The 14,424-nt window shown below is 72.9% G+C and carries 14 protein-coding genes; 4 read left to right on the forward strand and 10 right to left on the reverse strand.

Annotation, left to right across the window (positions count from 1 at the left end):
* Position 1: 1 nt before the first annotated feature.
* Together P0Y31_RS07990 and zapE are read right to left on the reverse strand one after the other, a co-directional pair.
* Positions 2 to 979 (reverse strand): PPK2 family polyphosphate kinase, encoded by a 978-nt coding sequence (locus P0Y31_RS07990; protein ID WP_275868117.1) that lies wholly within the window; start codon positions 977 to 979, stop codon positions 2 to 4.
* A 16-nt stretch (positions 980 to 995) separates the two neighbouring features.
* On the reverse strand, positions 996 to 1,994 hold the full coding sequence (gene zapE / locus P0Y31_RS07995) for a cell division protein ZapE (protein WP_275868909.1): 999 nt from the start codon (positions 1,992 to 1,994) through the stop codon (positions 996 to 998).
* Between the two features lie 81 nt (positions 1,995 to 2,075).
* Here zapE and P0Y31_RS08000 point away from each other — a divergent pair, with 81 nt between their 5' ends.
* Positions 2,076 to 2,813: a dihydrofolate reductase family protein gene (locus P0Y31_RS08000; protein ID WP_275868119.1), complete on the forward strand. Its 738-nt coding sequence runs from the start codon at positions 2,076 to 2,078 to the stop codon at positions 2,811 to 2,813.
* On the opposite strand, the gene P0Y31_RS08005 is transcribed toward P0Y31_RS08000, so the two are convergent.
* Both P0Y31_RS08005 and P0Y31_RS08010 read right to left on the reverse strand, forming a co-directional pair.
* Positions 2,810 to 3,979, reverse strand: a complete 1,170-nt coding sequence (locus P0Y31_RS08005; RefSeq protein ID WP_275868121.1) for an alpha/beta fold hydrolase — start codon at positions 3,977 to 3,979, stop codon at positions 2,810 to 2,812. The genes P0Y31_RS08000 and P0Y31_RS08005 overlap by 4 nt on opposite strands.
* 4 nt (positions 3,980 to 3,983) lie before the next feature.
* Positions 3,984 to 6,122: an ATP-dependent DNA ligase gene (locus P0Y31_RS08010; protein ID WP_275868123.1), complete on the reverse strand. Its 2,139-nt coding sequence runs from the start codon at positions 6,120 to 6,122 to the stop codon at positions 3,984 to 3,986.
* A gap of 69 nt (positions 6,123 to 6,191) precedes the next feature.
* Here P0Y31_RS08010 and msrB point away from each other — a divergent pair, with 69 nt between their 5' ends.
* Positions 6,192 to 6,614, forward strand: a complete 423-nt coding sequence (msrB, locus tag P0Y31_RS08015; RefSeq protein ID WP_275868125.1) for a peptide-methionine (R)-S-oxide reductase MsrB — start codon at positions 6,192 to 6,194, stop codon at positions 6,612 to 6,614.
* 8 nt (positions 6,615 to 6,622) lie between these two features.
* Here the strand turns inward: msrB and P0Y31_RS08020 are convergent, their stop codons facing one another.
* The 4 genes from P0Y31_RS08020 to hemG form a co-directional block, all read right to left on the reverse strand.
* Entirely contained in the window at positions 6,623 to 7,057 is a 435-nt protein-coding gene (locus P0Y31_RS08020) for a DUF1810 domain-containing protein (protein WP_275868127.1), read from the reverse strand.
* A 78-nt stretch (positions 7,058 to 7,135) separates the two neighbouring features.
* On the reverse strand, positions 7,136 to 7,492 hold the full coding sequence (locus tag P0Y31_RS08025; RefSeq protein WP_275868129.1) for a hypothetical protein: 357 nt from the start codon (positions 7,490 to 7,492) through the stop codon (positions 7,136 to 7,138).
* A 112-nt stretch (positions 7,493 to 7,604) separates the two neighbouring features.
* On the reverse strand, positions 7,605 to 8,306 hold the full coding sequence (gene hemQ / locus P0Y31_RS08030; protein WP_275868131.1) for a hydrogen peroxide-dependent heme synthase: 702 nt from the start codon (positions 8,304 to 8,306) through the stop codon (positions 7,605 to 7,607).
* Between the two features lie 11 nt (positions 8,307 to 8,317).
* Entirely contained in the window at positions 8,318 to 9,748 is a 1,431-nt protein-coding gene (gene hemG, locus P0Y31_RS08035) for a protoporphyrinogen oxidase (RefSeq protein ID WP_275868132.1), read from the reverse strand.
* Between the two features lie 119 nt (positions 9,749 to 9,867).
* Between hemG and P0Y31_RS08040 the strand changes: the two genes are divergently transcribed.
* Together P0Y31_RS08040 and P0Y31_RS08045 are read left to right on the forward strand one after the other, a co-directional pair.
* Positions 9,868 to 10,824 carry a DUF4349 domain-containing protein gene (locus P0Y31_RS08040; protein WP_275868134.1) on the forward strand — a complete coding sequence of 319 codons (957 nt, stop codon included), beginning with the start codon at positions 9,868 to 9,870 and terminating at the stop codon, positions 10,822 to 10,824.
* Positions 10,825 to 10,838: 14 nt separating this feature from the next.
* Positions 10,839 to 12,434 carry a glycoside hydrolase family 13 protein gene (locus tag P0Y31_RS08045; RefSeq protein WP_275868137.1) on the forward strand — a complete coding sequence of 532 codons (1,596 nt, stop codon included), beginning with the start codon at positions 10,839 to 10,841 and terminating at the stop codon, positions 12,432 to 12,434.
* 54 nt (positions 12,435 to 12,488) lie between these two features.
* Here P0Y31_RS08045 and hemE read toward each other — a convergent pair whose 3' ends face one another.
* Together hemE and P0Y31_RS08055 are read right to left on the reverse strand one after the other, a co-directional pair.
* Positions 12,489 to 13,532: a uroporphyrinogen decarboxylase gene (hemE, locus tag P0Y31_RS08050; protein ID WP_275868911.1), complete on the reverse strand. Its 1,044-nt coding sequence runs from the start codon at positions 13,530 to 13,532 to the stop codon at positions 12,489 to 12,491.
* Between the two features lie 49 nt (positions 13,533 to 13,581).
* Positions 13,582 to 14,406, reverse strand: a complete 825-nt coding sequence (locus tag P0Y31_RS08055; RefSeq protein WP_275868139.1) for a DMT family transporter — start codon at positions 14,404 to 14,406, stop codon at positions 13,582 to 13,584.
* Positions 14,407 to 14,424: the final 18 nt, after the last annotated feature.

The raw sequence follows: 14,424 nt of genomic DNA on the forward strand, positions 1-14,424 counted from the left end.
CTCAGGTCGCCGCCAGCCGGGCCTTCTCCGTCTCGACGTCGTAGTCGGCGGCCGGCCACTGGGGGTCCATCGCCCGCAGGTGTTCGAGGACGAGGTTCATCACGGCCAGCCGGGCGTACCACTTCCGGTCAGCGGGCACGACGAACCAGGGGGCCTCTGCGGTCGAGCACTTCTCCAGCGCCGCCTGGTAGGCCTCCTGGTAGCGGGGCCACAGCATCCGCTCGTCGACGTCGCCCGGGTTGAACTTCCAGTTCTTGTCCGGCCGCTCGAGCCGCCGCATGAGCCGGGACCTCTGCTCATCCGAGCTGATGTGCAGCATCACCTTCACCACGGTCGTGCCGGACTCGACCACCGACTGCTCGAAGGCGTTGATCTGGGAGTACCGCCGCGACCAGGTGCTGCGCGGCACCAGCTCGCGCACCCGCGCGATCAGCACGTCCTCGTAGTGCGAGCGGTCGAAGACCCCGACCTGCCCCGGTTGCGGCAGCGCGTTGCGGATGCGCCAGAGGAAGGGGTGCTTCCTCTCCTCGGCCGTCGGCGCCTTGAAGGCGGTGTAGCTCACGCCCTGCGGGTCCATCTCCCCCACGACGTGACGCATGATGCCGCCCTTGCCCGAGGTGTCCATCCCCTGCACGACCAGCAGGAGCGAGCGCCGGCCGCCCATCCTCGACTCGGCGTACAGCCGCTCCTGCAGCTCGCTCGTCTCATCGGCCAGGGGCGCCATGGCCTCGGCCGCCGCGACCTTGTCGCCGTCCCACGCCGGCGTGGCCCGCGTGTCGGTGTCGAAGAGGCTGAAGCCCTCGCCGACGCGCAGCGCCTCGGTGAACGAACCGGGCTGCATCGGCTTCGCGGCCGCCTTCGGCGTCGGCAGCACCTCAGCCGTGGCGAGCGGGTCGCCTCCCGACGCGCGCTTCCCCCGAGCCTGCGCGGCCTTGGCCTTCCCGGACTTCTTCCCGCTCTTCTTCTCCGACTTCGCCATGGAGGGCATCGTGGCATCAGCCCATGCCGTGCGCGACCTCTCCGACTCCCTCGCGTGCCAGCGCGGTCAGCCGCGACACCGCCCGGAAGTACTTCTTCCGGTACCCGCCCTTCATCAGCTCCGGCGTGAACAGCTCGCCGAGCGGGTGGCCGCTGGCGAACACGGGGATGTCGTTGTCGTAGAGCCGGTCGGCCAGGACGACCAGCCGCAGCGCCACCATCTGGTCCGAGACGGGCCGCACCCCCTGCCAGCCGACGGAGGTGACCCCGTCGAGCAGCGCGTGGTAGCGGCTCGGGTGCACCTTCGCGAGGTGAGCCGTCACGTCGTCGAACCGGTCGCACAGCCCGCCCGCCTCCGAGACGCGGGCGGCGACCTCCTCGTCCGACAGCGGCGGCGGGCTCGGCGCAAGGCCTCGGTGCCGGTAGTCCTCGCCGTCGACCGTGACGACCTCGAACCGGTCGGCAAGTGCCTGGATCTCGCGGAGGAAGTCCTCGGCGGCGAAGCGCCCCTCGCCGAGGGCGCCGGGCAGGGTGTTGGACGTCGCCGCGAGCCCCACCCCGGACTCGCTCAGCCGGGTCAGGAGGGTGGCCATCAGCACGGTGTCGCCCGGGTCGTCGAGCTCGAACTCGTCGATGCACAGCAGCCGGTAGCCCTGCAGGGCGGTGACGGTCTCCGAGAACCCGAGCGCGCCCACGAGGTTGGTGAGCTCGACGAAGGTGCCGAACGCCTTGGGCTCGGGAGCGGCGTGCCACAGGCTCGCGAGCAGGTGCGTCTTGCCCACGCCGAAGCCGCCGTCGAGGTAGACGCCCTTGGGCGCCTGCTGACGGTTGTTCCCCCGGCGCCACCAGCGGCCGCGACCACCGCCCGCCCCGTTCCCGGCAGGGCCGGCCAGCCACGCGGCATACTCCTCCAACCGCTGCACCGCAGCGGCCTGGCTCGGCTGGGCGGGGTCGGGCCGGTAGGTGGAGAAGCGCTCCGTGTCGAAACGCGGCGGTGGCACGAGCTCGCGGATCAGCCGCTCGCGGTCGAGGCGGGGCTCGCGGGTGGTGATCGACGTGGACACACCGGCAGCGTAGTGAGTGGCACACTGCGGGGCATGCGCCTCCTCCTCGACGAGACCGGCTCGCACTCCCCCGGCGAGACCCTCGACGAGGCCGCCCTGGCCGAGGTGTACGCGCCGCCCGCCGGCCCGTGGCTGCGGGCGAACTTCGTCTCCACCCTCGACGGCGCGGCCACCGGCGCCAACGGTCGCTCCGGCACGATCAACACCGCCGCGGACGGCGTGGTCTTCCGGCTGTTGCGACGGCTGAGCGACGTGGTCGTCGTGGGCGCGGGCACGATCCGCACCGAGGGCTACACGCGGCTCGGCGCGGAGGACGGGGGCCCGCTGCCGCTCGCCGTCGTGAGCAACAGCGCCCGGGTGCCGCAGGCCCTGCTCGCTCCCGCGCCGGGCCGGGGCGACGTCCTGCTCGTGACGCACCGTGCCGCGCCGGCCGACGCGGTCGAGGCAGCTCGCCGAGCCCTCGGCGACGACGGCGTGCTCCTCTGCGGCGACGACGGGGTCGACCTGCCAGAGCTGCGCCGGCGGCTGGCCGACAGGGGTATGCCGCGCGTGCTCACCGAGGGCGGTCCGAGCCTGCTCGGCGCCATGCTGTCAGCCGGCGTCGTCGACGAGCTGGACCTCACGTGGTCGCCCGTCGCGGTCGGCGGCGACCAGGGGCGGATCGCCCGGGCCCCGGCGTTCGAGGTGCCGCTGGCGCCGATGGCCCTGGTGGAGGGCGACGGCACCGTCATGGGCCGCTGGCGGGTGCTGCACCGGGCGGCCGACCACTAGGGGGAGACGAACTCCCGCACGGCGTTCTCCCAGCGCTGCGGGTCGGTGTTCCACTCCTTGGTGTGCCGCGCCGTCTCCCACGGCTCGAACCGGACCAGGTCGGGCCGCGCCTCGGCCAGCCGCTCGGACGGCCCGACCGGCACGAACTCGTCGTCGACGGAGTGGATGAGCAGGATCCGGTGCCGCAGCTCGTCGGCCCTCGCCACCCAGTTGGTCTTGGCCACGTCGACGGGATCGTGCACACCGACGAGCCTGCGGGCCCAGCGCTTGCCCATGAGGGTGCGGCTGAGCGTCCCCACGGGAGCCGGCACGCCGTGGCCCCGAGCGTGGTGGGCGAGCACGTCGTTCCAGTCGATGACCGGCGCGTCGAGCACGACGTGGCTGACGTGCCCGGTGAGCCACGAGCGGTCGAGCGTCTGCAGCACGATGGCGCCGCCCATCGACCATCCCACCAGCACCAGCTCGCGCGCTCCCTGCTGCACGGCCCACAGGGCGGCATCCTCGATGTCGCGCCACTCGGACAGCCCGAGGTTGTAACGGCCGTCCGGACCGCTCGGCGCCCCGAGGTCGTTGCGGTACGACGGCACGAGGACGTTGATCCCGCTGTCGCGCAGGGGGGTGATGGCGCGCAGGCACTCCTCGCGCCGAGCACCCCGGCCGTGGACGAGGACCGCCCAGCGGTCCGTGGGCCGCTCGGCCTCCACGACCCACGCGGCCATCGGCCCGAGCTCGGTCGGCACCTCGACGTGCCGGGTCGGGAGGCCGAGGGAGTGGTCCGGGGACGAGCCGTAGTAGTACTGGTTCCACCGGGCGAACCCCGGCGCCAGGTGCCCGAAGTCGACGCCGAGCAGCTCGCGTCGCACCCTGCCCCGCTCCTGGTCGAGCTCCAGGACGTCACCGACCCGGCAGTGGCCCTCCGTGCCGTCCAGCCACAGCCCGTACCGCCCCGGCACGACGCTGTCGGCGGTGAGCCCCACCGTGACGCTGTGGTCGTCGACCGCGAGGACCTCGGTGTCGTCGGGCCGCTCCCGGTCGGGTGTGAGGGCCCGGCGGGCGAAGTAGGCGGCGGCGCTGATCGAGGACAGCGCACCCAGGGCTGTGACGGAGCCGCCGGTGATCGCCGCACCCAGCGCGGCGCGCCGGACGACGTCGCGACTGGCTCCCATCAGGTCAGGCCCCGCCGCTCAGCACGTCGGCGAGGTCGAAGCTGACCGGCTCGTCAAGCTGCTCGTAGGTGCACGAGCGGGGCTCGCGGTCCGGCCGCCACCGGACGAACTGGGCGGTGTGCCGGAAGCGCTCGCCCTCCATGTGGTCGTAGCGCACCTCGACGACGCGCTCCGGCCGCAACGGTGTGAACGACAGGTCCTTGCCGGCGGCCCACCGGCTCTGCTCGGCGTTGCGGGGGGTGCGGGTGCCCTCCTCCTGTCGCGCCCACGCCCAGGGGTGGTCGTCGAAGGTCGTCACGAGCGGCTGCAGCTCCTCGAAGAGCTCGCGGCGGCGTGCCATGGGGAAGGCGCCGATCACCCCCACGCTCATGAGCTCGTCGCCGCGGTGGAGCCCGAGCAGCAGGGAGCCGATGGCGTCGGGGCCGCTCTTGTGGGTGCGGTAGCCGGCCACCACGCAGTCGGCGGTGCGCTCGTGCTTGACCTTGAACATCACCCGCTTGTCGGGCAGGTAGGTGCCGTCGAGGGGTTTGGCGACGACGCCGTCCAGCCCGGCTCCCTCGAACTGCTCGAACCACTCGAGCGCCAGCGCACGGTCCCGCGTGGCACGCGTCAGGTGCACCGGCGGCTCGGCGTCGGCCAGCGCCTTCTCGAGCAGCGCCCTCCGCTCGGCGAACGGCCGCTCACGGAGGTCGTCGTCACCGAGGGCGAGCAGGTCAAAGGCGACGAAGTGGGCCGGCGTCTCCTGCGACAGCTTCCTGACCCGGCTTGCAGCCGGGTGGATGCGCTGCTGGAGCAGGTCGAAGTCGAGCCGGTCGCCGGTCGGGCCGACGACGACGATCTCGCCGTCGACGACGCACCTGTCCGGGAGGTTCGCCTTCACCGCCTCGACCACCTCGGGGAAGTAACGGGTCATCGGCTTCTCGTTGCGGCTGCCGATCTCGACGCGGTCGCCGGAGCGGAAGACGATCGAGCGGAACCCGTCCCACTTGGGCTCGTAGAGCAGGTCGCCCTCCGGCATGGCCTTGACCGACTTGGCCAGCATCGGGGCCACGTGCGGCACCAGCGGCAACCCCCACTCGGCGTCGCGGTCCGCCTTGGGCCCGAGGTAGTCGCTGTCCTGGCGGTCCTGGCGGCGCTTGCTGGGCTGCACGCGCGGCGGCTCCCCCGGCATCTTCGGGTAGTCGGGCGGGAACGGCATCTCCCCCAGTCCGCGCTCGTGCATGTCCTTGTCCCACAAGGCGATCGCTGCCGACACGTCACCGACCGCGTCGTCGATGCCCGCCCAGGTGTCGCCGTCGGCCGCGAGGATCGAGGGCACCGTCCGCACGGTGAAGTCGCCGGGACTCGCGCCCTTCAGCGCCTCCCAGCTGACCGGCATACTCACCGGTGCACCCGGCAGCGGACGCGGGCTCCAGGCCGAGGCGATCGTGCGGTCACGGCACGCCTGGTTGAAGTCGACGAAGACCTTCTCCCCCCGCTCCTCCTTCCACCACGCGGTGGTGACGAGGTCGGGCAGGCGACGCTCGAGCTCGCGGGCGATGCCGATGACGCCGTGGCGGACGTCGAGGAACTCGTGGGTGGGGCGCACGCGGCAGAAGACGTGCACGCCGCGGTTGCCGGAGGTCTTCGCCCAGCCGGTCAGCCCGATCTCGGCGAGCACCTCGCGCAGCGCGAAGGCCGCCTCCACGGCGTCGGTGAAGGTGCGGCCCGGCTGGGGATCGAGGTCGATGCGCAGCTCGTCGGGGTTGTCGACCGCTTCCGTGCGCACGGGCCAGGGGTGGAACGTCACGGTGTTCATCTGCACGGCCCACACCGCGGTGGCGGCCTCGTCGACCACCAGCTGCGGGTGCCGGCGCCCCGAGGGGTAGGTGCACATCACCGTGCGCGCCCACTCGGGCACCCCGCGGGGCGGGTTCTTGGAGTAGAACTCCTCCCCGTCGACGCCCTCGGGGAATCGCTGGAGGGTCACGGGACGGTCGCGCAGCGCGCCCATGAGGGGTTCGGCCACCGCCACCGTGTAGGCCGCCAGGTCACCCTTGGTGATGCCCGCGTCAGGCCACATCACCCGGTCGGGGCTGGAGACGCGCACCTCGCGCACCCCGTCGGGGCCGGGCACCTCCAGGACCAGCGGCTTGGCGCTCATGGCGGGAGCCTAGTCGGCGCGACCCCCGGCGGCGGGAACGTTCGGGAGGCCGTCGCGGTTGTCCCCAGCATGGAGCAGACCAACCGCACGTATGCCGTCACGAAGTCCGAGGACGAGTGGAAGGCGCAGCTCAGCCCGGCGGAGTACCACGTGCTGCGACAGGCGGGCACCGAGCGCCCCTTCGTCGGCGAGTACACCGACACCAGGACCGAGGGCGTCTACGCCTGCCGGGCCTGCGGTGCGGAGCTCTTCACCTCCGACACCAAGTTCGAGAGCCACTGTGGCTGGCCGTCGTTCTACTCCCCCCTCGCCGAGGACCGGGTCGAGTTCATCGAGGACACCAGCCTCGGCATGAAGCGCGTGGAGGTGCGCTGTGCGACCTGCGGCAGCCACCTCGGGCACGTCTTCGAGGGCGAGGGCTACGACACGCCCACCGACCAGCGCTACTGCATCAACTCGATCTCGATGACGCTGCGCCCGAAGGCCGGCTGAGGTCCCGCTCAGACCCGGCGCACCGTCTCGGCGTCCTCGGCTCCGCCGAAGTACCTGTCGAGCACCGCGCGGAACGACGCGCGCTGCTCGTCGGTCTCGGCGGCGTGGGCGAACAGCGTCATCGACGACTTGAGCTTCATCGCGTCGACGGTGCCGAGCACCGCCACCGGGTCGTGCGTCGACAGGCCTGCCAGGGTGTCGGCGCACTCGAGGAGCCGCGGCCCCAGCGTCGGGTGCGCGAGGTAGGCCCGCGCCTCGTCGAGCCCGGACAGGGCGTAGAACCGGGCGGTCTCGCTGCGGCCGAGCCCGGCGACCTGGGGGAAGACGAACCACATCCAGTGACCCGTCTTGCGCCCGGCCCGCAGCTCGCGCAGGGCCAAGGCGTACCTGCCGCCCTCCTCCTGGGCCGTCACGAACCGGGTGAGGTCGAAGGGCGCGCTCATGCCGCCCATCCTGCCGGGTGCGTGCTGCCTGCGTCACTGATGCGTCCAGGGCATCAGTGAGGCACTGCCGGACCCGCCCTACGTCCTGTGGCTCGCCATCAGCTCCGCGGGAGGGGCGGGAGGCTGCGTCAGGTCGACCCCGTGGACCTTGGGGATCACGACGTCCCGCACATACCGCTCGTGGTCGGTCGTCGGGTTCTGCAGCATGTCCGCGAAGAGCTGGCTCATCTGGTCCTGGTCGACGCCCTCCCACACCAGCACCATCAGGTCGCCCATCGGCGTCGGCTGGTGGAAGACGTGCTCCGCCGACACCCCGCCGCGACGCAGCAGCTCGCGCTGCGCGTCACCGCGGGCACCCGACGTGGCCTCCTCGAGGAACTGTTTCCAACCCCCCATGTCGGCGATGGGCATGACTGCCACGGCGAACTTCTCCATCGGAGACCTCCTGTGCTGGTGTCCCCTGCTCCTGCAGTCTCGTCGCGAGGTCAGCACCGAACCATGGCTATTCGGGATGGCACATCCGAGCGAGGTGGACCAGTGACCGCCCTCAGCGCAGCGACTGGAGCAGCTCGCCGACCTCGACGCGGCGGCCGGTGTGGAACGGCACCTCTTCGCGGACGTGCATCCGCGCCCGGGACGCCCGCAGCTCGCGCATGAGGTCGACGATGCGGTGCAGCTCGTCGGCCTCGAACGCCAGCACCCACTCGTAGTCGTTGAGGGCGAAGGACGCGATGGTGTTGGCCCGCACGTCGGGGTAGTCGCGCGCCATCTGCCCGTGCTCGCGGAGCATGTCGCGGCGCTCCTTGTCCTCGAGCAGGTACCACTCGTAGGAGCGCACGAACGGGTAGACGCAGATGAAGTCCTTGGGCTCCTCGTCGGCGAGGAAGGCCGGGATGTGGCTCTTGTTGAACTCCGCCGGGCGGTGCAGCGCAGCGGCCGACCAGGTGGGCTCGAGCAGCTGCCCGAGTCGCGTCCTGAGGAAGCGCCGGTAGGCGCCCTGCACGTCCTCGATGCGCTCGGCGTGCCACCACACCATGAAGTCGCAGTCGGCCCGCATGCCGCCGATGTCGTAGACCCCGCGGGTCAGCACGCCCTCGGCCTCGAGCTCGGCGAAGAGCTCGTCGACCTCCTTGGCCATGACGTCGCGCTCGTCACCGAGCGGCGCGGTCACGGCGAAGACGGACCACATGGCGTAGCGGATGGAGGCGTTGATCTCGCGGATGCGCGACGGGGAGGGCTTGCCGGTCATGTGCCCCATTGTCACCCGTGCGCCCCGGCGACGGTCAGGTGGGTCGCGACCCCGGCGGCCGCTGCCCGCCCGCTGGAGATGCACGCCGGTATGCCGACGCCGTCGTAGGCGGCCCCGGCGACTTCCAGCCCCGGCAGGTCCGCCACGGCTGCCCGCACCCGGGCGACGCGCGCCGTGTGGCCGACGGCGTACTGCGGGAGCCCGCCTCCCCAGCGCTGGACGTGGGCGTCGAGCACCCGGGTCAGCGGGCGGCCCAGCGCCTGGCCGACCTCCTCTGCGGCCAGGGCGACGAGGCCGTCGTCGGGGCGCTGCAGGTCGGCCTCCTCCCGCGCCCTGCCGACCGACGCCCGCAGGAAGAAGACGTCGTCGGACAGGGCGCCGACCCACGCCCACTTGTTCGACGAGAACGTGCTGGCCTTGATGCCGCGGCCGTCGACAGGCGGCACGAGGAAGCCCGACCCGGGGAGGTCGCCGAGACCGTCCCTGGCGACGGCGAGGGTGACGATGGCCATCGACGCGTACTCGATCGCTGAGAGCTCCTCGGCGGCGGCCGGTGCGTGCTCGCGCAGCAGGCGGGCCGCCGGCGCAGCAGGCACGGCCAGCACGACGGCATCCGCCTCGAGCCGTTCGGGAGCCGGACGCGGGCCTGTGACGACGGTCCACCCACCGTCGGGGCGCCGGTGGAGCTCGCGAGCGATCAGCCCGGTGCGGATCTCCACGCCTCTCGCCCGGAGCTCCTCGACGAGCAGCTCCGCGAAGCGCCCCATCCCGCCGACCACTCCGGCGAAGACGGGGCTGGTGTTCGCCGCCCCGGCCGCCGCTGCAGCGCGAGCGGCGGCGCTGAGGCTGCCCCCGGAGCGGGCCACCTCGAACAGGCCCGGCACACACGCCTGCAGGGACAGGCGGCTGGCGTGCCCGGCATACACGCCGCCCAGCAGCGGCTCGACCAGGCGGTCCACGACCGCGGTCCCCAGCCGCGCGCCGACGTAGTCGCCCACCGCGACGTCGTCCTCCAGCGCCCCTGCGGGCCACGGCTGCTCGTCGGCTGCGCGGGCCACCTCCTCGTCGGTGAGCAGGCCCCGTGCCGCCTCCGGCTCACCGGGCACCCCCATCAGCGTCCCCTTCGGCAGCGGGTGCAGGTCGCCTCGCGACCAGACGCTCGCCGCCGTGGTGGCGGGGTGGGTGAGCAGGCCTCCGGCACCGGCCTCCTCCATCAGCTCGACCGCCTCGGGTCTGCGCGCGAGCACCGACTCGGCGCCGACGTCGATGCGCCGGCCCGCCACGGTCTCGAGGCGGAGCTTGCCGCCCGGCCGGTCCGAGGCGTCGACCACGCAGATGTCGCAGTCGGGCAGGCGGTGTGAGAGGTCCCAGGCAGCCGAGAGCCCTGCGATGCCCCCTCCGAGCACGACGACGCGGGGGGCGGGACGGGAGGTGCTGGACACGGGCCCACTCTGCCAAGGCCGTGACCGAATCGACACCGCGGGGTGGGAACCCGGGACCTGCGACCACCCCTCCCACCGGTGTCCAGCCGTGCAGCGCCAGTCGAGCCCAGGGGGCCGCCATGAACGTCAACCGTCATCTCCGCCGGACCACCGCAGCGCTCGTCGCCGGGGCAGCAGCCCTCCTGCTCGCGTCCGCGTGCAGCGGATCCGGGAGCGACGCCTCGACGGGCGCGGTGGCCCGCGACAGCGCCGGCAGCGAGGCGCAGCCCCCCAGCGCCGGGCAGGACAGGTCCGGCGGCGCCAAAGGCGGCTCCGACAACGGCAGCTTCGGCCGGGTCGACCCCGCAGCGGTGACCGCCCAGTCCGAGTACCTCGCCCGCAGCGCCATGCTGGCCCTGAAGGTGAAGAGCATCGCGGCGGCCGCGGCCTCCGTGCGCTCGATCAGCACCGCGCACGACGGGGTCATCCTGAGCGAGAGCATCGGGGGCGGCGGCGAGACCCCCGTGCCCGACCGGGGCAGGATCACGGCGATGAACTACGGCCAGATCACCATCTCGGTGCCCGGGGACCGGCTCGACCGGGCGCTGGCCGCGCTCAGCGAGGTCGGGACCGTGATCCGGCGAGAGTCCACCAGCGAGAACGTCCGCGAGCAGTACATCGACACCGAGAGCCGGGTCAAGACCATGCGGGCGAGCGTCGACCGCGTGCGGGCGCTGATGGCGCGAGCCACCGACATCGCCCAGATCGTGACGCTGGAGTCCGAGCTCAGCCGGCGGCAGGCCGACCTCGAGGCGCTCGAGGCGCAGCTCGCCTCGCTGAAGGACCGGGTGGCTCGCGCCCCCATACAGGTCAGCCTGACGACCGAGTCGGACGTGATCGTCGCCGACGACAACGACGGCTTCCTGGCTGGGCTCCAGGGTGGCTGGAGGGCCTTCACCGCGTCGGTGGTCGTGCTGCTGACCGCGCTCGGCGCCGTACTGCCCTTCGCCGTCACCGCCGCGGTGGTCGCCCTGCCTGTGTGGTGGGGGGTTCGACGCCGTCGGGCCCACCGCTCCCCCGTGAACGCCGCCGGCTGACAGACTCGGGCCCCATGGATAGACGCGACGAGGGGTGGTGGCGCTCAGCCGTCGTCTACCAGGTGTACGCGCGGTCGTTCACCGACAGCAACGGCGACGGCGTGGGTGACCTGGTCGGTGTGACGAGCCGCCTCCAGCACATCGCCGACCTCGGCGCCGACGCCATCTGGCTGACGCCGTTCCAGCGCTCACCCCAGGCGGACCACGGCTACGACGTCAGCGACTACTGCGACGTCGACCCGCTGTTCGGCACCCTCGACGACTTCGACCACCTCGTCGCTGCGGCGCACGCCCGGGGACTGCGCGTCATCGTCGACCTCGTGCCCAACCACTGCTCCTCCGAGCACCCGGCGTTCCGCGCGGCGGTGGCCGCTGGGCCAGGCAGCCCCGAGCGAGCCCGGTTCCACTTCCTGCCCGGGCGCGGCGTGCGCGGTGAGCTGCCGCCCAACAACTGGCCCAGCGTCTTCGGCGGCCCCGCGTGGACGCGCGTGACCGAGCCGGACGGCAGCCCCGGCCAGTGGTACCTGCACCTGTACGCGCCCGAGCAGCCCGACTGGAACTGGCGGCACCCGGCCACCGGGGCGCTCATGGACGACGCCCTGCGCTTCTGGCTCGACCGCGGGGCCGACGGCGTGCGCATCGACGTGGCGCACGGTTTGTTCAAGGCCGACGGCCTGCCCGACCACCACGCTCCCCATGAGATCGAGCCCATGCGCCTGCGCGGCAACCCGCTTGCCTGCGACCAGGAGGAGGTGCACGAGGTCTACCGTCGCTGGCGCCGCATCTGCGAGGAGTACTCCCCCGAACGAGTCCTCGTGGGCGAGGTCAACCTGCTGCCGGAACGAGCGGCCCGTTACCTGCGGCCCGACGAGCTCCACCAGGCATTCGCGTTCGCGTTCCTCGCCGCGCCTTGGGACGCCCGGGCGTGGCGGACCGCGGCCACCGAGCTGCTGGAGTCGGCCGAGGCAACCGGCTCGCCCGTCACGTGGGTCGTCGAGAACCATGACGTCGTGCGCACCCCCAGCCGCTACGGCGGCGGCTCGCGGGGCACGGCCCGAGCCAGGGCCGCCGTGCTGGCCGTGCTGGCCCTCCCGGGTTCGGCCTACCTGTACCAGGGGCAGGAGCTGGGGCTGCCGGAGGTCGAGGTGCCGGTCGCGGCACGGCAGGACCCGGCGTGGCTGCGCTCCGGCGTGACGCGGGACGGCGCACGGGTGCCGGTTCCGTGGACCTGCGACCCCGCGGGCGCCCACGGCTTCTCGTCGGCGCCCACCGCCCAGCCGTGGCTGCCGGTGCCCGTCGACGGCTGGGCCGCCCTCTCCGTCGCCGCCCAGAGCGGTCGGCCGGAGTCGACCCTCGAGCTGTGCCGGCGGGCGCTGGCGCTGCGTCGCCGGCTCCACGCCGAGGGACGGCTCACCCCCGACGACGCCACTGCGGTCGTGGTGCAGGGCGAGGGCCTCCTGGTGGCCGACCGCGGCAGCCTACGCCTCGTCGTCAACCTCGGCGAGGCGCCTGAGGTGCTCCCGCCGGGCGAGGTGCTCCTCACGAGCGGATCGCTCGAGGTGGTGGACCAGCTGCCGCCGGACACGGCCGCCTGGCTCAGCGAGTGGTGAGCGGCCAGCTCAGCGCGTCGCGGGCAGGGTCGCTCAGCGCGTGGTGGGCACCGCTCAGCGGGCGCTGATCTCGTGGACCAGCTCCGTGACGCGGGTGAGGACGTCGGGGTCGGTGTCGGGCAGGACGCCGTGGCCGAGGTTGAAGATGTGGCCCGGCGCCTGGCGACCCTGCTCCACGATGTCGCGCACCTTGGCCTCGAGGGCGTCCCACGGCGCGAACAGCAGGGCCGGGTCGAGGTTGCCCTGCACCGCGTAGTGCCCACCGAGCCTGGACAGCGCGTCGGAGAGGGAGATCCGGAAGTCCACGCCGACGACGTCGGCTCCGGCGGCCCCCATGAGTGGCAGGAGCTCGGAGGTGCCGACGCCGAAGTGAATCTTCGGCACGCCGAGGTCGGCCACGGCCGCGAGCGCCCGCGCCGAGTGCTTCTGCACGAAGCGCTCGTAGTCGGCCCGGGGCAGCGCCCCCACCCAGGAGTCGAACAGCTGCACCGCCGATGCCCCGGCCGAGGCCTGCACCCGCAGGAACTCCCCGGAGATCTGGGCCAGCCGGGCGCACAGGTCGTCCCACAGCTGCGGGTCGCCGTACATGAGCGCCTTGGTGTGCTCGTGGTTCTTGCTGGGCCCGCCCTCCACGAGGTACGAGGCGAGGGTGAACGGCGCCCCCGCGAAGCCGATGAGCGGCGTCGTGCCCAGCTCGCCCGTGAGGATCTGCACCGCCTCGGTGATGTAGGGCACGTGCTCGGGCGTCAGCTCGGGCAGCCGGTCGAGGTCGGCACGGGTGCGGAACGGCTCCGCAACGACGGGCCCGACCCCGGGCTTGATGTCGAGGTCGACGCCCACGGCCGCCAGCGGGACGACGATGTCGGAGAAGAAGATCGCGGCGTCGACGCCGTGGCGGCGGACCGGCTGCAGCGTGATCTCGGCGACGAGGTCGGGCCGACGGCACGACTCCAGCATGGGGATGCCCTCGCGCACGCGCCGGTACTCCGGCAGGGACCGACCGGCCTGGCGCATGAACCACACGGGCGTGTGCGTCACCGGTTGCTGGCGCGCGGCCCGCACGAGGTTGCTGTCGTCGAGCTTGGGGTTGTCGAGCATGTGGGAGGCGGTCACCGGGCGAGTCTTTCACGCCCCGTTCCGCGACGGCTCAGGCGGCGATGACCGCGACCCCGACCAGGCTGAGAGCCACCCCGACGGACTGGATGAGCAGCAGCCGCTCGTGCAGCAGGAACCGCGCGAGCAGCACCGTGACCACCGGGTACAGCGACCCCAGCACGCTGGCGACACTCACCAGGCCGCGGGAGGAGGCGAACGCGAACAGGCCGTTGGCCGCGAGGTCGCCGACCCCGATCGCGAGCAGGCCCGGCATGTCGCGGGCCACCATGCCGCCGGCGGTGCGCAGCGCGAGGGCCGCCACCACGAAGACGGTGACCGAGGTCAGCCGCATGCCCCACAGCGTGTGCAGCAGCGACTCACGCGCGCCCCGGTCGAGGCAGTAGAGCGCGAGGCCGAAGCCCACGGCCGCCACGCTCGCCAGCAGCACGGGTCGGGCTGACACGTCCCCGGACAGCTCCGGCCCGGAGGCGAGCGCGATGCCCAGGACGGCCAGCAGCATCCCGAACCACGTGCTGGCGGGCGGCTGCTCGCCGCCGAGCAGCCCGAGCAGCACCGGCACCACCACGCCCAGTGACGCCACCGGCGCCACGACGCCCATGGTGCCGCTGCTCAGCGCCGAGTAGAAGCTGACCAGGCCGATCGTGCCCGACGCCCCGGCCGCGACCGACCACAGCGGCCAGCCGTCGACGGACAGCTCGTTCCACTGGAGCAGGACGACGACGGAGACCACGACCAGGCCCAGCCCCTGCGACCAGGCGACCACCGCTGCCGCCGGCCGGCTCTTGGACTTCAGGCCCGCGAAGAAGTCCGCGGTGCCCCAGCACACGCTCGAGGCGACGGCGAGCAGCGACAGCATGGGCGGCACGGTACCGAT

Origin of the sequence: Knoellia sp. 3-2P3 (assembly GCF_029223115.1) — a bacterium.
GTDB lineage: Bacteria > Actinomycetota > Actinomycetes > Actinomycetales > Dermatophilaceae > Pedococcus_A.